The organism is Sphingopyxis panaciterrae (assembly GCF_011762125.1).
GTDB classification, from domain to species: Bacteria; Pseudomonadota; Alphaproteobacteria; order Sphingomonadales; family Sphingomonadaceae; genus Sphingopyxis; species Sphingopyxis panaciterrae.
In genome coordinates this window covers 325,233-343,954 of the sequence record NZ_JAASQN010000004.1, presented here as the reverse complement: position 1 = coordinate 343,954, position 18,722 = coordinate 325,233, and the positions used below count along the sequence as shown (strand labels likewise).

At 65.0% G+C, this 18,722-nt stretch carries 17 protein-coding genes; 3 read left to right on the top strand and 14 right to left on the bottom strand.

The window, feature by feature from the left end; all coding sequences use genetic code 11:
• Positions 1 to 232: 232 nt before the first annotated feature.
• The 9 genes from cobA to FHR22_RS15740 all read right to left on the bottom strand — a co-directional run bounded on the left by cobA (position 233) and on the right by FHR22_RS15740 (position 11,687).
• On the bottom strand, positions 233 to 1,015 hold the full coding sequence (cobA, locus tag FHR22_RS15780; protein ID WP_166944542.1) for a uroporphyrinogen-III C-methyltransferase: 783 nt from the start codon (positions 1,013 to 1,015) through the stop codon (positions 233 to 235).
• Positions 1,005 to 3,599: a nitrate reductase gene (locus FHR22_RS15775; RefSeq protein ID WP_166944540.1), complete on the bottom strand. Its 2,595-nt coding sequence runs from the start codon at positions 3,597 to 3,599 to the stop codon at positions 1,005 to 1,007. Before FHR22_RS15775 ends, cobA begins: the two co-directional genes overlap by 11 nt.
• Before the next feature lie 154 nt (positions 3,600 to 3,753).
• Positions 3,754 to 4,095, bottom strand: coding sequence for a nitrite reductase small subunit NirD (gene nirD / locus FHR22_RS15770; protein WP_166944537.1), 342 nt, complete (start codon positions 4,093 to 4,095; stop codon positions 3,754 to 3,756).
• Positions 4,092 to 6,569 (bottom strand): nitrite reductase large subunit NirB, encoded by a 2,478-nt coding sequence (gene nirB / locus FHR22_RS15765; RefSeq protein ID WP_166944535.1) that lies wholly within the window; start codon positions 6,567 to 6,569, stop codon positions 4,092 to 4,094. The genes nirD and nirB overlap by 4 nt, the downstream gene beginning before the upstream one ends.
• On the bottom strand, positions 6,569 to 7,783 hold the full coding sequence (locus FHR22_RS15760; protein ID WP_166944533.1) for an alginate export family protein: 1,215 nt from the start codon (positions 7,781 to 7,783) through the stop codon (positions 6,569 to 6,571). The genes nirB and FHR22_RS15760 overlap by 1 nt, the downstream gene beginning before the upstream one ends.
• Before the next feature lie 3 nt (positions 7,784 to 7,786).
• Entirely contained in the window at positions 7,787 to 9,022 is a 1,236-nt protein-coding gene (locus FHR22_RS15755; protein ID WP_166944531.1) for a nitrate/nitrite transporter, read from the bottom strand.
• Positions 9,023 to 9,278: 256 nt separating this feature from the next.
• The gene (locus FHR22_RS15750; RefSeq protein WP_166944529.1) at positions 9,279 to 10,487 is read right to left on the bottom strand and encodes a CmpA/NrtA family ABC transporter substrate-binding protein; all 1,209 of its coding nucleotides are present in this window, start codon (positions 10,485 to 10,487) and stop codon (positions 9,279 to 9,281) included.
• Entirely contained in the window at positions 10,484 to 11,065 is a 582-nt protein-coding gene (locus FHR22_RS15745; RefSeq protein ID WP_166944527.1) for an ANTAR domain-containing response regulator, read from the bottom strand. Before FHR22_RS15745 ends, FHR22_RS15750 begins: the two co-directional genes overlap by 4 nt.
• A gap of 190 nt (positions 11,066 to 11,255) precedes the next feature.
• Positions 11,256 to 11,687: an Lrp/AsnC family transcriptional regulator gene (locus tag FHR22_RS15740; RefSeq protein ID WP_166944525.1), complete on the bottom strand. Its 432-nt coding sequence runs from the start codon at positions 11,685 to 11,687 to the stop codon at positions 11,256 to 11,258.
• Between the two features lie 141 nt (positions 11,688 to 11,828).
• Between FHR22_RS15740 and rocF the strand changes: the two genes are divergently transcribed.
• Positions 11,829 to 12,785 carry an arginase gene (gene rocF / locus FHR22_RS15735; protein WP_166944523.1) on the top strand — a complete coding sequence of 319 codons (957 nt, stop codon included), beginning with the start codon at positions 11,829 to 11,831 and terminating at the stop codon, positions 12,783 to 12,785.
• 217 nt (positions 12,786 to 13,002) lie between these two features.
• Positions 13,003 to 13,644 (top strand): TetR/AcrR family transcriptional regulator, encoded by a 642-nt coding sequence (locus FHR22_RS15730; RefSeq protein ID WP_166944749.1) that lies wholly within the window; start codon positions 13,003 to 13,005, stop codon positions 13,642 to 13,644.
• 82 nt (positions 13,645 to 13,726) lie between these two features.
• On the opposite strand, the gene FHR22_RS15725 is transcribed toward FHR22_RS15730, so the two are convergent.
• From FHR22_RS15725 to FHR22_RS15705, 5 genes are all read right to left on the bottom strand, one after another.
• A complete protein-coding gene (locus FHR22_RS15725; RefSeq protein ID WP_208417738.1) occupies positions 13,727 to 14,482 on the bottom strand; it encodes a helix-turn-helix transcriptional regulator in 756 nt (251 codons plus the stop codon).
• A gap of 48 nt (positions 14,483 to 14,530) precedes the next feature.
• Complete coding sequence (locus tag FHR22_RS15720) at positions 14,531 to 15,100, bottom strand: helix-turn-helix domain-containing protein (RefSeq protein ID WP_166944521.1); 570 nt, start codon at positions 15,098 to 15,100, stop codon at positions 14,531 to 14,533.
• The gene (locus tag FHR22_RS15715) at positions 15,093 to 16,229 is read right to left on the bottom strand and encodes an aminotransferase (RefSeq protein WP_166944519.1); all 1,137 of its coding nucleotides are present in this window, start codon (positions 16,227 to 16,229) and stop codon (positions 15,093 to 15,095) included. Before FHR22_RS15715 ends, FHR22_RS15720 begins: the two co-directional genes overlap by 8 nt.
• Positions 16,226 to 17,182, bottom strand: coding sequence for an ornithine cyclodeaminase family protein (locus FHR22_RS15710; protein ID WP_208417737.1), 957 nt, complete (start codon positions 17,180 to 17,182; stop codon positions 16,226 to 16,228). Before FHR22_RS15710 ends, FHR22_RS15715 begins: the two co-directional genes overlap by 4 nt.
• A 301-nt stretch (positions 17,183 to 17,483) precedes the next feature.
• Positions 17,484 to 18,386 carry a MurR/RpiR family transcriptional regulator gene (locus tag FHR22_RS15705; protein ID WP_208417736.1) on the bottom strand — a complete coding sequence of 301 codons (903 nt, stop codon included), beginning with the start codon at positions 18,384 to 18,386 and terminating at the stop codon, positions 17,484 to 17,486.
• A gap of 3 nt (positions 18,387 to 18,389) precedes the next feature.
• Between FHR22_RS15705 and FHR22_RS15700 the strand changes: the two genes are divergently transcribed.
• Positions 18,390 to 18,686 (top strand): hypothetical protein, encoded by a 297-nt coding sequence (locus tag FHR22_RS15700; RefSeq protein ID WP_166944517.1) that lies wholly within the window; start codon positions 18,390 to 18,392, stop codon positions 18,684 to 18,686.
• Positions 18,687 to 18,722: the final 36 nt, after the last annotated feature.

The window sequence follows — 18,722 nt, the reverse complement described above, 5'->3', positions numbered from 1 at the left end:
TGCGGATGAGGGGGTTTGAACGTCCGCTCCCCACCCCAATGCCGCCGTCTCTTCCTGCCGCCCGCTATCGGCAAATCGCCGCAAATCAAAGATGCCGCTGCTCTTCCGGGCTGTTCCACCAGGCAGCGCGCTCGCGAAAGCGCCGGCGAAGGTAAGCAACCGCGATCAACGCGGCATAGGGCTCGGATCGCGATTGGGCACGGCTCGTTCTCAACGGAGGGGCGACCATGCTCTATTTTGCCCGGGCGCGGCTTTCAACCTTGCCGCTCGATACGCCGCAATCGGCAGCGATAGCGGCGCCGACCAGCAGGAGCGTTGGCGCGTCACCGGCCAGTGCGCGCGTCGCCAGTCCCAGCAGGTCGAGCCGCGTCGTCAGCCGTTGTTCGTCGCCGCGGCTGACGTTGCAGGCGATCATCACCGGCATATCGGCGGGCATGCCGGCTGCGATCAAACCGCGCGCGATGTCGGCGGCGGCATCGCGCCCCATATAAAAGGCCAAGGTCGACCCGCAGCGTGCGAGCGAATGCCAGTCGAGATCGAGCGCCGCGCCGCGGCGGCTGTGCGCGGTGACGAAGCGGACGTCGCGGGCAACGCCGCGCAGCGAGAGCGAGATGGTCGCCGATGCCGCCGCGGCGCTCGCGGTCGTGATGCCGGGGCAGACATGGACCGCACAGCCGGCTTGCCGGAGCGCGGCGATTTCCTCGGCCGACCGGCCGAACATCGATGGGTCGCCGCCCTTCAGCCGGACGACGCGCTGGCCAGCGGTCGCGGCGGTGACGAGGAGTGCGTCGATCGCCCGTTGATCCTTCGAATGACGCCCCGATCGTTTGCCGACACTGACGCGTTCGGCGCGCGGGGGAATCAGCGTGAGGACGCCGTCGCCGACCAGCGCGTCGTAAAAGACGATGTCGGCGCGTTCGATCAAGCGCACAGCCTTCATCGTCAGCAGTTCGGGGTCGCCGGGACCGGCGCCGACGAGCCAGACCGTTCCGGGCGCGAAGTCGTCAGGCTGCATCGCTCGTCTCCTCGGTCAAAATGCGGGTGAGCGCCGGGCGGCACGACCCGCAATTGGTGCCTGCGCCGATTGCGCCGCCGATCGCGGCGACGTCGGTCAGGCTCTGGTCGCGGATTGCGGCGACGATGGCTTTCAGGCCGACATCGAAGCAGGCGCAGATGATCGGGCCGCGATCGACCTGCACCCCCGGCGCGCGGCCGGCGAGCAGGGTGGGGGCGACCTGCGGGGCGGAAAGCTGGGCGATCAGCCAGTCGCGCGGCGGCAGTTCGCCGCTTGTCGTGACGAACAACGCCCCGGCGAGGCGGCCGTTCGCGACGGTGGCCATGCGGCGGGTGCCGCGTGCCGCGTCCTGCGCTTCGATGCGCTCGCCGCGCGGGAGCAGCGCTTCGATGCGGCGGAGGTCGCCATTGCCGGCGAGTTCCCACATTGTACCCGACGGCACCGCGACGCGCGTGGCCCAAAGGCAAGCGGGGCGTTCGTCCGCTTCGTTTGCCAGCAAAAGGAAACCGCGCCATTGCGCCGCGACGGGGACAATCGCGGCGGGGGTCCGCTTGAAACCGGGCTGGCCCGAGACCGGATCGACGAGCGGGCGCGACAGCAGCCCGGTGCGGCCGCCGCTTGCGGTGCGGTCGGTCCAGTGGATCGGGACGAACAGCTCGCCCGGGCGCTGGCCGGTCGAAAAGGCGACGCGAAAGACGCTGTTGCCCTGCGGCGTCTCGACGCGCGCGAGACCGCCATCGGTCAGGTCGAGGCGCGCGGCGTCATCAGGATGGACCTCGACCAGCGGCTCGGCGCGGTGACGCGCGAGTTTCGGCGCGAGGCCGCTGCGCGTCATCGTGTGCCACTGGTCACGGTAGCGGCCGGTGTTGAGCGTCAACGGCCATTTCGCGAGCGGCGCGGGCAGCGGCTTTTGCACGACGGGGACAAGCCGCGCGCGCCCGTCCGTGGTCGGGAAGCGCCCATCGGCAAAGACATGATCGCCGCCCCAGCGGAACGGCGCCATCATGTCATAGGCGACGTTGCCGCCCTGCGCCGCGCCGGGCAGCGCGAACAGGCGCGCGCCGTCATTGTCATAGGTCGACAGGCGGCAATGCTCGCGCCAGATGTCGGCGGCGCGGTCATAGGCGAAGGCGTTTTTCCACCCCATCCGCCGCGCGACCTCCTTGACGATCCACCAGTCGGGCATCGCTTCGCCGGGGAGCGGGAACAGCGCGCGCTGACGGCTGATCATACGGTCGCTGCCCGTGACCGTGCCGTCCTTTTCACCCCAGGCGGCGGCGGGGAGGCGGACATGGGCGAAAGCGCCGGTGTCGGTCTTTTCGATCACGTCGCTGACGACGACGAAGGGGCAGGCGGCGAGCGCCGCGCGCACCGCATTGCCGTCGGGCATCGACACGGCGGGGTTGGTCGCCATGACCCACAGCGCCTTGATCCGCCCCTCGCCGACGGCGCGGAACATATCGACCGCCTTCAGCCCCGGCTTTTCGGCCATCGCCGGCGCGGCCCAGAAGCGCTGGACGCGGGCGCGGTTTTCGGGGGCGAAGTCCATGTGCGCGGCGAGGGTGGAGGCAAGCCCGCCGACCTCGCGCCCGCCCATCGCATTGGGTTGGCCGGTGATCGAGAAGGGTGCAGCGCCGGGTTTGCCGATGCGGCCCGTCGCGATGTGGAGGTTGGTGATCGCATTGACCTGGTCGGTGCCGGCGGTCGCCTGGTTGATCCCCTGGCTGAACAGGGTGACGGTGCGCGGGGTCGCCGCGAACAGCTCGTAGAAATGCCTGAGGTCGGCGGCGGGGACGTCGCAAAGGCGCGCCACCGACCACAGGTCATTCCCCTCGCCAAGCTGATCCCAGAAGCCCTCGGGCTCGGCGACGTGGGCGGCGAGATACGCATCGTCGACGACGCCGGCATTGCGGCAATGCCGGAGCAGGCCGGTCATCAGCGCGACGTCGCTGCCCGGCCGGATGGGCAGATGCAGGTCGGCTTCCCCGGCGGTCTCGGTGCGGCGCGGGTCGATGACGACGAGCTTCGCGCCCGCCTCGCAGCGTGCGCGGATGCGCTGGTAGACGATCGGGTGGCACCAGGCGGTGTTCGATCCGACAAGGACGAACAGGTCGGCGGCATCGAGATCGTCATAGGTCGCGGGCACGACATCCTCGCCGAACGCGCGCATATGCCCGGCGACCGCGCTCGCCATGCAGAGGCGCGAATTGGTGTCGATGTTCGCGGTGCCGATGAAACCCTTCATCAGCTTGTTCGCGACATAATAATCCTCGGTGAGCAATTGTCCCGAGACGTAGAAGGCGACGCTGTTCGGGCCGTGGCGCGCAATCGTTTCGCGGAATTTCTTCGCGACGAGGTCTAGCGCCTTGTCCCAGCTTGTGCGCTTGCTGCCGATCATCGGATGGAGCAGGCGGCCTTCGAGCCCGACCGTCTCGCCAAGATGCGTGCCCTTCGAGCAAAGGCGGCCGCGGTTAGCGGGATGGTCGGGATCGCCCGCAATCTCGACCGTCCGCGCACCCGTTACCGTCGCGCGAATGCCGCAGCCGACGCCGCAATAGGCGCAGGTGGTGCGGATGGCGGTCATATAGGCCACATTTTATGAAGACTGCCGTACCCCCGCGAAGGCGGGGGCCCATCTCCTGCGCTATCATTCGCCGATCGCCGTCCACGTCGTGCCGACAGAATAGGTGATGGGCCCCCGCCTTCGCGGGGGTACAGGGATAGGGAATGCGCGATGATCACGCGGCGGCCTTCAGCGTGCTCGCGCGGCAGATGAGGACGCGGCCGCCGTCGATCTTGACCGGTACCGTGGGCGTGCAGCCCTTGTCCTCACCGAGCGCTTCGCCGGTCGACAGCGAAATCCGCCAGTTGTGCAGCGGGCAGGCGACCGCGCCGCCATGGACGATGCCCTGCGAAAGGCGGCCATGCTTATGCGGGCAGCGGTCGAGCAGCGCGAAGACCTTGCCCTCGGCGGTGCGGAAGAGGGCGATGTCGTCGCCTCCCGCGACCTGCACCGTGCGGCTGCCGCGCACCGGGATCTGGTCGACCCAGCCTATGTCGAGCCAATCGGGGGCGCTCATGCCAATTCCTCCTGCGGGGTGAAGCGCGCCATCGGCGCATGATGTGCGGCCTCGGCCCCCTCGGCGCGCTGTGCCCAGGGATCGTCCTGCGAAAAGCTCTGCGAAGTGAGGAAGCGCGCGCGCAGCGCCTCGCGGTCTGCCGGGTCATCGACGATCCGCGCCATGATATGGGCGAGCCCGACGCGTTCGATCCACGGCGCGGTGCGCTCGAGGTAGCGGGCCTCTTCGCGGTAGAGCTGGATGAAGGCGGCACAATACTCCATCGCCTCCTGCTCGCTCGCGACCTTGCAGAGCAGGTCGGTGACGCGGACGTGGATGCCGCCGTTGCCGCCGACATGCAGTTCGTAACCGCTGTCGACGCAGACAATGCCGAAATCCTTGATCGTCGCCTCGGCGCAGTTGCGCGGGCAACCCGACACGGCAATCTTGAATTTGTGCGGCATCCAGCTGCCCCAGCTCATCCGTTCGAGTCTGACGCCGAGCCCGGTCGAATCCTGCGTGCCGAAGCGGCACCATTCGGAGCCGACGCAGGTCTTCACCGTGCGCAGCGACTTGCCATAAGCGTGGCCCGAGACCATGCCGGCGGCATTGAGATCGGCCCAGACCGCCGGCAAATCCTCCTTCCTGATCCCGAAGATGTCGAGCCGCTGACCGCCGGTCACCTTGACCATCGGGGCGTTATATTTCTCGACGACGTCGGCGATCGCGCGCAGCTCGGTCGGGTTGGTGAGCCCGCCCCACATGCGCGGAACGACGGAGTAAGTGCCGTCCTTCTGGATATTGGCGTGCATCCGCTCGTTGACGAAGCGGCTCTGCTGGTCGTCGACATAATCGCCGGGGAGCGCGCAGAGCAGATAGTAATTGAGCGCGGGACGGCATGAGGAGCAGCCGTCGGGGGTGGTCCAGTGCAGCTTCTGCATCACCTCGGGGATCGAGTGCATTGCTTGTGCGACGATCTCGCGGCGGACGTCGTCATGGCCGAAGCTCGTACATTTGCACATCGTCTTCGGGCCACTCTGCACATCGTCCCCAAGTGTCAGAGCGAGCAGGGTTTCGACGAGGCCGGTGCAGCTGCCGCAACTCGCCGACGCCTTGCAGGTGCCCCGCACCGTGTCGAGGCTGCGCGCGCCCTTGGCGATGCACGACACGACCTGGCCCTTGGTGACGCCGTTGCAGCCGCAGATTTCCGCATCGTCGGAAAGCGCCGCAACGGCTGCCTTAGGGTCCGCCGCGCCGCCTCCCGCGGCGAAGGCCTGGCCGAAGATCAAGAGGTCGCGGAGGCCGGAGACATCCTCCTGTTTCTTGAGCAGGTCGAAATACCAGCTGCCGTCGGCGGTATCGCCATAGAGCACCGCGCCGACGATGCGGTCGTTCCTGACGATCACGCGCTTGTAGATACCGCGGCTGGCATCCCGGAGCACGATATCTTCGCACCCGTCGCCGCCCGAAAAATCGCCCGCCGAAAACACATCGATCCCCGACACCTTGAGCTTGGTCGAGGTCACCGAGCCGCGATAGCCCGTGTGTTGCTCGACCAGCCCGTCGGCAAGGCTGCGGCACATGTCCCACAGCGGCGCGACAAGGCCATAGACCTGCCCGTCGTGCTCGACGCATTCGCCGACCGCGAGGATTTCGGGGTCGCTGGTCACCATATGATCGTCGACCTGGATGCCACGCCCGACCGCCAGCCCGGCGTCGCGGGCGAGGGCGACCGAGGGGCGGATGCCGACCGCCATGACGACAAGGCTGGCCGGGATCAGCGTCCCGTCCTTGAGCTTCACCCCCTCGACCTTGCTGTCGCCGACGATCCCGGCGGTGTCGGCGCCGGTCAGGATCGTCTGGCCGCGGGCTTCGAGCGCCTGCTTGAGCAGCCACCCGGCTGCCTCGTCGAGCTGGCGTTCCATCAAGGTCGGCATCAGATGGACCACCGTGACCTTCATCCCGCGCAGGCTGAGCCCGTGCGCCGCCTCGAGCCCGAGCAGGCCGCCGCCGATCACCACCGCATCGCCCCCGGCATCGGCGGCCGCAAGCATCGCGCTGACATCGTCCATGTCGCGAAAGGCAATGACGCCGGGCAAATCCTTGCCGGGGACAGGGATGATGAAGGGATCGGAGCCGGTCGCGATCAGCAGCCGGTCATAGGCTTCCACGGCCCCGCCACGCGTGGCGACGGTCTTCGCAGCCCGGTCGATCGCGACGACCGGATCGCCAGCGACCAGCGCAATCCCGTTGTCGGCATACCAGCCCGCGTCGTTGATCACGATATCGTCGAAACATTTCTCGCCCGCGAGAACCGGCGAGAGCATGATGCGGTTGTAATTGACCCGCGGCTCGGCGCCGAAGATCGTGATGCGATAACGCGCCGGATCGCGTGCGAGCAATTCCTCGACCGCGCGGCAGCCGGCCATGCCGTTGCCGATCACGACCAGATGCTCGCGCGTGTCGGTTTCGGGTTTCAGAGGGCGGTGTTCCATCAGAGCATCCAGTCCAGTTGCAGCCAATATTTGTCGGTGTCGGTCGCAAAGCCGCCGGCTTCGTAACGGGCGTAGCGCGCCGAAGCGGTGCATTTGCCGAGCTTGGCGCTCGCCAGCAGGTCGATTTCGTCGCCATAGGAGCGGCTGATGCGATCGCTGCGATAGTCGTGGTACGCGGCTTGCAGCGTCACGGCCTTGAGCGGCCCAATCGCCTTCCAGCCCCAGCCTGCGCTGGCATAAAGATCGCGCACGCCGTCGGGCGGAGTGGTCAGAAACTTGTCGGCCCAGCCCTGGAATTTGAACCCCGTGGCGAGCGGGGTCTGGAAGCTGGTGAGGGCTGTGCCCCCGATGGCACCCGAACCGGCGCCGAGTATTTCATAGCCCGCACCGAGCCGTGGCCCGCCGAAATCGACACCGACGTCGGCAAGATAATAGTCCGCTGCATAATCATTCGGGTTGCGATGCCAATCCGACTGGCGCGCATAGCTGAGCTGCCAGGCGATCTTCGCCTTGCCGATCGGCCGGACGCCGTCGAGCCGCACGCCATAGCTTTGGCTGGACAAGCGATGACCCTGCACCGCGGCCTCGTCCTGATCGACCAGATAGGCAAAGGCGGTGAGCTTCCCGACGGGCGTTTGGACACTAAGGTTGCCGAAGACATTGTCGCCCGACACCGCCTGCTGCCGCGCACCCGCACCGTCGATGCCCCAGATGGTGCGGACGCTCCACGCATAGCTGAGATCGGCTTTCACACCTTTCAGCGGCGTTACTTCGGCGCGCACTGCGTCGAAGCTTTGGCCGTTCTGGCGAAAGCCGACGCTGCCGACGAAACGCTCGTCGTCGAGCGCGATCCGCTGCCGTCCCGCTGTCATCGTGAAGGCGGGCGAGGCATAACGGATCTGGGCGCGGGCGAGGGCGATATTGCCGGGATCGGCGACCAGCGGGCGATTGGCAGGACCGCGAAGGCCGTCGAAATAATCATCGACCATAGCCAGCGTTCCCTGGCCTTCGACCAGTGCCGACCAGGGGCCGGCATTCGCTTCGACCCCGGCGCGGATGCGCAGGGTCAGGGCATCGGCATCGGCCGCAAGGCCTTGCTGATCGACGCTTTCATAACGGAGCCGCGCTTCGCCGAGGGGCCTCAGGGTGATGCTCTGGGCGTGCGCCACCCCGGCCGGCGCAAGCGCCAGAAAGAAGATGAGGGTGCGGGTCATCGGTCAGATCCGCACGCCTTCGGCGGCGCCCCACGTCGCGCGCCACTGGCCCTTGACGAAGAGCAGCGCGACGAGCGCCAGTACAGCGAGCCCGGCGAAGATATAGAAGCCGGGGGCAAAGCTGCCCGCCCACTGTTTGGCGAAGCCGAGCGAGGAGGCGAGATAGAAGCCGCCGACCCCGCCCGCCATGCCGACCAGCCCGGTCATCACGCCGATCTCCTTTGAAAAGCGCTGCGGCACCAGCTGGAACACCGCGCCGTTGCCGGTGCCGAGCGCGAGCATCGCGATGACGAACAGGCTGAGCGCGGCGGGCAGGTTCGCCGCCTGCGGCACGCCGGCAAGGGCGAGCGCCGCGACGACGAACACCATCATCATTGCCTTGACCCCGCCGATCCGGTCGGCGAGCGCGCCGCCCATCGGCCGCACCAGCGATCCGGCAAACACGCACGCCGCGGTGCAATAGCCCGCCATGACCGGGGTCAGGTGGAACTGGTCGGTGAAATAGATCGGCAGCGAGGCGGCGAGCCCGACGAAGCCGCCGAAGGTCACCGAATAAAAGGCCATCAGCCACCAGGCGTCGGCGGTCTTCAGCGGTTCGAAATAATCGATCAGCTTCTTGGGCGCCGGAACGTTCGGAGCATCCTTCGCCATCGCGAGATAGATCAGGAAGACGATGGTCAGCGGAATGCATGCGAGGCCGAGCACGGCGTTCCAGCCGAACAGCTTGGCCAGCATCGGGGCGAAGAGCGCCGCGAGCACGGTGCCCGAATTGCCCATCCCGGCGAGCCCCATCGCCTTGCCCTGATGTTCGGGCGGGTACCAGCGGCTGGCGAGCGGCAGCGCGATCGCGAAACTCGCCCCCGCAAAGCCGAGGATGACACCGAGCGCGAGGGTGCCGGCAAAGCTGTGGACGCCGAGGAACCAGGCCGCGAACAGCCCGGCGATGACGATCAGCTGGCTGATCGCGCCCGACCGTTTCGGCCCGATCCGGTCGACGAGCAGGCCGTTGACGACGCGCAACACCGCCCCCGCCAGCGTCGGCACCGCGACCATCAGCCCCTTTTGCGCCGGGGTCAGTCCAAGGTCGTCGGAAATCGTCGGGGCGAGCGGCCCGAGGATGACCCACACCATGAAGGCGAGGTCGAAATAGAGAAAGGCGGCGACCAGCGTCGGCCAGTGCCCGCTCGCCCAGAAATTTGATGTGGGGCCCGCCGGGGCCTCTTTGCTTGCCATGGTCATCGTCCGTCCCCTTTGTGACGGGCAATAAAAAAGCCGCCAGGACGGCGGCCACGAGGGCGCATCCTGACGGCTTCATTGCCTGTTGGATTACGGGAAAAGGCTTCCCGTCCGCCTGCGGTTCGGCCCCCTCGTTGGAGCCGTCGCCGCTTTATCCTGCCCCGGCAGCCTTGCCGAGTGCCTGTAAGCTGCCCGATTCGTCCTTGTCCCGCAAGGGGCTATTTCGCAGGTGCAGCATAAATTTACCGGAGCAGAAAAATCATTCCAGTCCAGCGAGATAGGCTGGGATATCGTCGGGGTCGAAGGCGCGGCCGTCGAAAAATCGGTCGCTGCCGAGGACGAGGCGGCCCTGCACCGAGCCCGCGCCGATGGGTTCGTCGAGGCCGCCTTCGAGCTTCGACGAGGCGCCGGGAAGCGGGGCGGCGGTGCCCGCCAGCGCGGCGCGATAGATGTCGGGACGAAACACCGACGCCGCCGTCTCGGCGTCGCTTTCGGAAAAGGGGGTGCCGTCCCAGCGGGTCATCTGTGCGTAGAGCCACGCGGCCTGGCTGCGCCACGGAAAGTTCGCTGCCTCGCGATACTGGAACATGAAGTCGGGATAATGGACCGGATCGCCGCCGGGGACGACGCGGATGCGATCGGTGATCGCGCGCAGCACCGCGTCGTGCGGCGCGCCCAGATATTCGGGCCGCGCCAATATCGCGGCGCTTTCCTCCGCCGCTTCGGGCATCACGAAATGCGCTGCCGCGGCGTGCAGCGCGCGAACGAGCGCCTCGACCGCGCCCTGCCGTTCGCCCGCGACCGCTTCGCGCATCGCGAGGATCTTTTCGACCCCGCGCCGCCAGATCTGGGCGGTCGCCAGCGCGATCTGGCCGACGCCGCGATCGACCGCGATGGAGTTCCACGGCTCGCCGACGCAAATGCCGTCGACCTCGCCTGCCGCCAGCGCGTCGGCGGCGAAGGGCGGGCTGGTCACGACGATTTCGACGTCATGATCGGGCCGGATGCCGACCCCCGCGAGCCAGTAGCGAAGCATGTAATTGTGGCTCGAATAGCGATGGACGACGCCGAAGCGCAGCGGCTTGCCTGCCCCCCGGCGCGCCGCCGCCACGTCGCGCAGCGCCGCGCCGATGGCGGCCGGGTCGCCGAGCGTCGCGCCCAGTCCGACCGCGCCGGCGAGCGCGATGGAAAAGGTCACCGCATTGCCGTTGAGCCCGAGCACGAAAGGGACCGCCATCGCGACCGGCGGCCGATCGCGCCCGAGCGCGGTCGCGATCGCCAGCGGCGCGATGAGGTGCGCGGCGTCGGTATGGCCATAGAGCAAGCGATCGCGCACCGTCGCCCACGTCATGTCGCGTATCAGTTCGATTGCGATGCCCTCGCGCGCGGCAAAGCCGAGCTCATGCGCCAGGATCGGAAGCGCGGCATCGACCAGCGGCAGGAAGCCGATGCGGAAGCTCTCGGTCATTCCATGTCTCCCAGCAAGGCGTCGCTCGTGACGATGGCCTCGGCGATTTCGCCGATCCGGCGATTGGTGCGCATCGCCTGGCCGCGGAGCAGCGCATAGGCGGCGGGCTCGTCGATCTGCCGCCGTTTCATCAAAATGGCTTTCGCGCGGTCGATCGTCGCGCGTTCGGCGAGCGCATTCTTGGCCTCGTCGAGCTCGCGCTGGAGGGTCGAGAAGGCCTGGAAGCGCCGGATGGCAAGCTCGATCACCGGCTTGATCCGCTGTTTCGACAGCCCATCGACGACATAGGCCGACACCCCGGCATCGATCGCCGCACCGGTCGCTTCGGCATCGCTCTGGTCGACGAACATCGCGATAGGACGGGCGAGTGCGCGCGACATGGCGAAAAAATCCTCGAGCAGGTCGCGGCTCGGATTTTCGAGGTTGATCAGCACGACTTCGGGCCGCGCCGTCTCGACCTGTGCGACGAGCGGACCGGCGGGATCGATCAGCACAAGGTCGTCGAGTCCGGCCTCGCGCAGGCCATCGGAGATGATGGCCGCGCGCGTCGTGCTGGTGTCGATGATCGCGATCCGCATCGGGCGCCCTTACGCGGCTGCGTCCCGATCTTCCAGCGCGATCACCGGGACAGGGTGGATTCGCGCCTTTTTCCATCGACTCGTGATGCCATTTCACGCCGGATGGGAAGGCTTTCCTCCGGGCGTTCCGGCCACCTTGGGCCCGGACGACAGAGCTATGCCGCGGCGGGGTCGACCGTGACGGCATCGCTCATATGACCGGCGATTTTCGACTCGACAGCAAGATATTGCTCTCGGTCAGATTGACGCCGTCGATCAGCCTTATGCGACGAAGAACTTCGTCGAACGAGCGCAAATCCGAGGCTTCGAGTTCGGCAATCAAATCCCACCGTCCGTTGGTGCTGTGAACTGTTTGCACTTCGGTAATGCGGAGCAATTGCTGCGTGACATGGTCCGCCATTCGCCCCTGTATCTCCACCTGCACGAGCGCTCGCACGGTGGCATTGCGAAACTCTGCGCCCATTTCGATGGTGAAGCTCTTGATCAGGCCCGAGTGCACGAGGCGGTCGATACGGCTCTTGACGGTGGCTCGAGCGACATTTGTCGCATTGGCCAGGCTGGCGATCGGCAAGCGTGCATCGCGCCTCAGATACCTCAGAAGCTGCTGATCAAGTTCATCCATCAATCGATCCATCGGCGAGCAAAATGATAAATCATCATTAGCAGAATGCATATTCCAGCCAAGCTTTCCGTCATTTTTCCGGCTTTACGCTCACACCGCAAAACCCCACGCTTAGAGGCAAGTCTTTTGGGAGGAACATATATGATAGCGCAGCGGATTACGCTGGTGGGCGCGCCGGTCGAGCTGGGAGCCGGACTGCCGGGCTGTGCGATGGGGCCAGCTGCCTTGCGGATTGCAGGCCTAAAGGCAGCGCTCGTTGCGCTAGGCCATGATGTGGAGGATTACGGCGATGCCGTCGCTACGCCGGTTGGTAACATCAGTCTGCGGGGAGCCGCACGGAACGCGGAAAATGTGATTGGCTGGACCCGCATCCTGGAAGAGGCCGCGCATCATATTTTGAAGAATGGCCGACTGCCTGTTTTTATGGGCGGCGATCACGCACTGGCGATGGGAACGGTGGCGGGTGCGGCGCGCCACGCGCATGATGAGGGGCGCCCGCTTTGCGTCTTATGGCTCGATGCCCACGCCGACTTCAACACGCCGATGACGTCGGAATCTGGTAACATGCACGGGATGCCCGTGGCATTCTACTGCGGCGAGCCCGGTTTCGAAGGCATATTGCCTGCCGAAAGGCCAATCGTCGATCCGGGCAATGTCTTCATGGTCGGAATTCGGTCCGTCGACGCCGTCGAGCGTGAGTTGCTCGCCGCGCGCGGGATCCATGTCTTCGACATGAGAGCGGTCGACGAGTTTGGCGTCGCTGCCATCATGCAGCGCATATTGGCCCAGGTCGGGCGTCTGAATGCGATGCTCCACGTCAGCCTCGACGTCGACTTTCTTGACCCGTCCATCGCGCCCGGCGTGGGCACCACGGTAAGCGGGGGCGCCAATCTTCGGGAGGCCCATCTGATTATGGAAATGCTCTGCGAGTCTGGCCTCACCACGTCGATGGATCTTGGCGAACTTAATCCGTTTCTCGATGATCGCGGTCGCAGCGCACGGCTGCTTGTCGATCTCGCCGCCAGTCTTTTCGGGCGATCGGTGCTCGACAAGGCCGCCTCGCTTTGCGTCATGCAGGGATTTCAGAATGTCGCTTAGGGTCCTGACCCTGACCCCGTCGCGTTCGTCGGCGTCGATCGCATGATGAAGATCATTCTCGTTAGAGGTGTCGAGCGGGGCCTCGTCGAACTTGCCTGAGCGGCAATTGGCAACCTGCTTCAAACCGGTCGTCTCCAGGTTTTCCAAATTCCGGTTTACGCCGCATCAAAAATACGATTGATTCGTCGTCTTTCCTGTTTTCATTGCCGGACCTATGATGACCAAAGCTCGAAAGCCCTCCATTTCTGCCCGGAAACAACCCAAGCAGGCCCGGTCGAGCGAGCTTGTCGCGGTGATATTGGAAGCCGCCACTCAGGTTCTGGCGCGGGAAGGAGCGCACCGTTTTACGACCGCCCGCGTCGCCGAGAAGGCCGGGGTGAGCGTCGGGTCCCTCTATCAATATTTTCCCAACAAGGCGGCGATCCTCTTTCGGCTTCAGAGCGACGAATGGCGTGAGACGACCGCACTGCTGCGCTCGATCCTCGAGGATCGCGGCATGCTTCCGCTCGATCGATTGCGGGCGCTCGTCTATGCGTTCGTGCGCTCCGAATGCGAAGAAGCGGACATGCGTGCGGCGCTCGACGATGCAGCGCCGTTATATCGCGACGCTCCGGAGGCGCGCGAGGCGCGCAGGGCAGGCGATTCCATCTTCCAGACGTTCATGCTCGAATTGCTGCCGGATACCGCCGAAGCGGCGCGCGACATGGCCGTCGACCTCATCGAAACGACACTTGGCGCCGTTGGAAAGCGCTTCTCGGAAACGCCGCGCACCGAGACGGAGATTGCCGCCTATGCTCGTTCCATGGCGGAGATGTTTTGCGCATATCTTGAGAAGCTAGCCGTGGAAAGCCGCCGATAGGCGGCGTCTATTTTGCCGGTCGCGAATGTGATCGCCGAAATGCCGGGCAGGCTGCCACCCCAGCCCCTCCCCCGGCGTGGGGTCATCGCGCGAGCGCGAACAATTCCGCCAGGGAGGTGATCGCAAGTTTCCGGAAGATATTCTTGCGATGGTCCTTGACCGTGTGGCGGCTGAGCGACAGCCGCAGGGCGATCGCGTCGCTGGAACAGCCCGCCAGCAGAAGCTCGCAAATCTCGTTTTCACGGGCCGTCAGAGCGGAGGGCGGTATGGACCGCACCGCTCCCGTCGCCGGTCGCCGTACTGACCCGAGCGCCCGGTGACGTTCGAATGCGGCACGAACCGGATGGGTGAGATCGTTCAATGCGCGCATCACCTGAACGGGCGCTGGCCGGCGTGCGCGCTCGCGGTAGAGGCCGATCTCGACCATTCCTTCCCCGCCCGGAAAATAGAGGCCGATTTCTTCCAGCCGCTCGGGCCATCCTATCGTGCGAAAACCCAATTCCTCCCGCGGTGCCGGGAGCAGGTGCGGGCATATGGACTCCGGAATATTTGCCGGCGGGCGACGATAGTCCCTCGCCCGCACCGCGCGGTTGCGCACCCCGCCGAGCATCGGATTGAAGCCGTACGTCTCCCGCGCATATGTCTCCAGGCCGGGCCGGTGGCCGATCGCGCCGAAATTTTCGAACAGGATGGCGGAATGATTCCCCGATCGGTGGACGATGATTGCGGCCAGGTCGAACCCGGCAAAGCGGCACAGGGCGTCGGCCACGTTCGTTGCAAAATCACGCTCGCCGATGGTGCCGATGATGCCGGTCAAAACGGATTGGATGGTTTGCATCGGCAAATCGCTTTGTGCTTGGAAAAATGGTCGCGACGCAGCCCTCGCTCAGCTCACGACGACGCGCAGGAAGCGGACCTTGGTGTCTCCCGCATTGGCATAGGCGTAGTTTTGCGCGCTGCTGTAAATGGCGAAGTCGCCCGCCTCCACGGTGACGACGCCGTCCTGCTTTTCAATCCGCAGCCGCCCTTCCGCAACGGATATCATCTCATGCCATCCGGCTGGATCGGGTTCCGCCTGATAGCGTTCGCCGACGGCGAGCGACCAGTGCCAGAGCTGCGCTTCGCGTGCAGCGGGCGCGCTGCCCAGCAGAACGCCCTTGCTGTCCGGTCCGACGCCGCGCCAGCCAACGGCGTCAATGCGCTGGCTGCTGGCCGCGGGGCCGGCGATCATCGCCACGAAATCGACCCCGAGCGCGTCGGCTAGCCTGTCGAGGCTTGAAAGGCTGATGTTGGTGTCGCCGCTCTCGAGGTTGACGATCATGCGCCGGCTCAATCCTGATGCCTTGGCGAGAGCTTCCTGACTCAGTCCGGACGTCCGGCGCAGCCGGCGGAGATTGCTCGAAACATGGGCGAGCACATCGTCGCGTTCCCCCGTCGCCGTTCGTGCGTCATCCATCGGCGGGACCGGTCGCCTGTGCGAGATAATCCGACATGCGCGCTAGTCCTTCCCGCAATACAAGCTCGTTGTTGCAATATCCGATCCGGACATAGCCTTCCATGTCGAAAGCGCTACCCGGCGTCAGCATGACACCTGTCTTCCGAAGCAGATCGAGGCAGAGGGCTTCCGAGGCAATAGGCAGGTCGTATTTGAGCATCGCCGTGGTCCCGCCGCGCGGCTTGATCCAGTCGATGCACGGTTCATCCTCCACCCAGGCAGAAAGGATCGCGAGGTTCGTGCGGCTGATGGCGCGCGAGCGGCCCAATATGGTGCCGCTCCGTTCGAGCGCGATGGCGGCGAGATGATCATCGATCATTCCGACACTGATCGTATTATAGTCCCGGTGAACCGTGATCGGGTGGACAAGGTCGACGGGCGCCACGATCCAGCCGAGCCGCAGTCCCGCCAGCGAAAAGGATTTCGACATGCTGCCGGTGCTGATCCCGCGCTCGTAAAGGTCGAATATCGACACCGTCATGCCGTCGCCATCCTGACCGGTGCCGCGATAGACCTCGTCACACAGGAGCCAGGCGCCGCATTCGCGGGCGATTGCGACGATCTCTTCGAGCATGGCGCGATCCATGACCGAGCCGGTGGGATTGTTCGGGTTGTTGATCGCGATGAGGCGGGTGCCCGGTGTCGCCAGCGCACGCAGCTCGTCGAGATCGGGCAGGAAGCCGTTCTCCTCGCGCAGGCGCAGGATCTGGACGTCAGCGCCATAGCTTTCGGGAATCGAATAATGTTGCTGGTAGGTCGGCAGGACCGAGATGACGCGGTCGCCCGGCTCGACCAATGTCTGGTGGACGAGCGCGTTGGCGCCGATCGCGCCGTGCGTCACCAGCACATTCTCGCGTGTCGCATTCAGGAACATGCCGGCGATCAGGCCGCGCAGCCGGTCGCTGCCTTCGATCGCGCCATAGGTCAGCTTCATCGGCAAGAGTTCGGACAAGAGGGTGTCGGTCCGTCCGGTCATAGCGAGGAGTTCGGCGACCGTCAGCGATTCAACGCACGTCTCCGCAAGGTTGAGTTCGCACTGCAGTTCATATTTGTTCATCCACATTTCGACGGCAAATTCACGTATTTTCACGATTTGGGTTCCTTCATGACTGCACGGCGGACCGCGTCGGCGAGAATGACATCTTCAAGGCCAAGACCTATCGAACGAAAAAAACAGCGCCTGCCGCTGGTCGGCGGGGGCGCACTGCCGACAGCAAGGGCAGGCAGGTCGCCCTTCAGCTCATCGGGCGACCAGATGCCTCGCGCCATGGCGAGCTTCATCTCACCCGCTGCGAGCGGCGCGGTCGGGGCGTAGTCGCAATAAACGTCCATCTCGCGCAGCATGACGGGATCGATCTCGTGCGCATCGGGGGCGTTGGTACTGATGGATGTTATCAGCGCGTCCGCCTTGGTCTTTTTGACATCGAGCACGGGCAGGCCCGACGACGTGCAGAGCAACACGACATCGGCGCTGGCAACAGCGCGACCGGCATCGCTGGCTATGGCAATTGGACAGCCGCTATCGAGCCTGTCGGGCAGATCGGATCTGCGCGCCGCGCCGGGCGAGCAGAGTGTCACTTTCGTCCACTCGCGCAAGGATGCGACATGGCGCAGATGGGCAAGGCCGACCGGACCCGTCCCGATGACGACGAGTTCGCGAGCGCCTCGCGGGGCCAGCAGATCGACCGCCAGAGCGGTCGTGCCGGCGGTTCGTTCGGTAGTCAGCCGCTTGGCATCGCATAGCAACAGCGGCTGGCCTGTCTCCATCGACAGGATCACCGTCCAGGCGGTCACCAGCGCTCCGCTTTCGTGCACCACATAGGGCGAGAGCTTCGCACCGAACACCGCACGGTCCGAAAAGGCGCCCAGATAGGTGATGAAGTCGCCCATGCCGTCCGGAAACATCGCCAGGGTCTGGGGCGGCTGCACGGCGCGTCCCTCCGCAAGGCCCGCAAACATTGCCGCGAGCTCGGCGCGGACGTCGACCATTTTCAGCGCCGTCGCAACGGCCGCATCATCGAGTATGAGCGGAAGCCTCATCATGGAAATCTCCCAATCCCAAAGACAGCAGGGGAAATGCGCAGTAAATTGCGTCTATATAGGCATTATAATGCACAAAAGGACGCGTCAATGGTTTTGGAAAAAATGGCGTGCCGCGCGCGCGCCATCGCGAGGCCGACGTCGCGCCAGACGCGCGAACGGGCCCTTCAATGCCGGGCCATCCGATAGGCGAAGATTTGACGCATGGCGCAGCAAAGGGTCCGGAGCAGTTTTTCCGGGACCAACTGCGGAAGCGCTGGCACGCCAATTTTGCGGCGCGGGGGGCTTTACACCGTTTTAGTCGCTAAACCGATGCCTGGGGGTCATCCCTGTTGGTCCGGGTGCGCCGTTGGCCGACGTGGCCCGTGAACTCCTGATAGAGCTCGGAAATGAGATCAAGCCGTGGTTTGGCAGCGTCTCCGCGGCGAAGCACGACCTCTTGGACCAAGAGCGTCAGCGCTGCGACCATGGGGACGAGCGTCGCAAAAAACAGGGCGCTTTCATCGGGCAGCGCGAGCACGTGCGGGGTGTATTCCTTCGCCCAGTGGCAAAATTTGTCGGTCACGATGACGATGGTGAAACCCGCCGCGGCGGCGCGCTCGGCGAGCAGCTTCGCCTGCCGGGAGTATCGGCGTATCTCCACGATGACGACGCATTTGCCGCGACCATTTTCGGTCAGTATGTCGGCGAAACTGCCAGCGGCCAGGTCGGCCATCCTTACGCCCGGCCTGACATATTGCAGCGTATGCGCAAAATGTTCGGCGATACCGCGCTCGGTCTGAAAGCCTGCCACGAGCACCTCCTCACTCGAATCGAGGAGGCTGACGATCGCGTTCCATTCCGCTGTACCCGCTAACTGATATACCTCGCTGATCGCCGCAATCGTCATCTCGCGGTCGCGCTTCAGCAGGCCCTCGTTGCCGCCTGCGGACCCGCGGGGCGTGGATGACGGCCAAGGCTCGGATCCGATATCGTAGCGAAGCGCGGCTTTCAGTTCGCGAAAGTTCCGAAAGCCGATACGTTGGCAGAAGCGCCCGACGGTCACCGAGCTCACGCCGACCTTCTTGGCAACCGAGACTGCCGTCTCGAACGGAATATTCTGGCGATCGGACAAGAGGAAATTGGCCACGACACGCTCGGCGTCGCTCAGCGTCGCGATCTTGTCTTCGATCATTTCTGTCAGGCCAGCGCCGCCTTTTGTGATCATGGCATGGAGCTTACCGAAGCCGCGTCGATTCCGCCACCGGTGCACGGCAGCCGCCCCGCATTATTTTCGACATGGCGCGACCAAGGCATCTTCAGCACGGCGTTTCCTTCCAGGCGGCAATCCGACGGGCGCACCGTCGAGCGCCACATATTTCGAACGGCGCGTTCGATAGACCTGTATCCTGTTTTATCCATGCAAATTTCCTTGTCAGAAATGAACCATGAAAAGCGGTGGCTGGTCGGCCATAAGGACGGAATCCAGGCGAAAGCGACAATGCAACAGGTTATCCTTTCTATGTAAACTTTTTTACGTTGACTGCAAAAAGTCAATAATTTA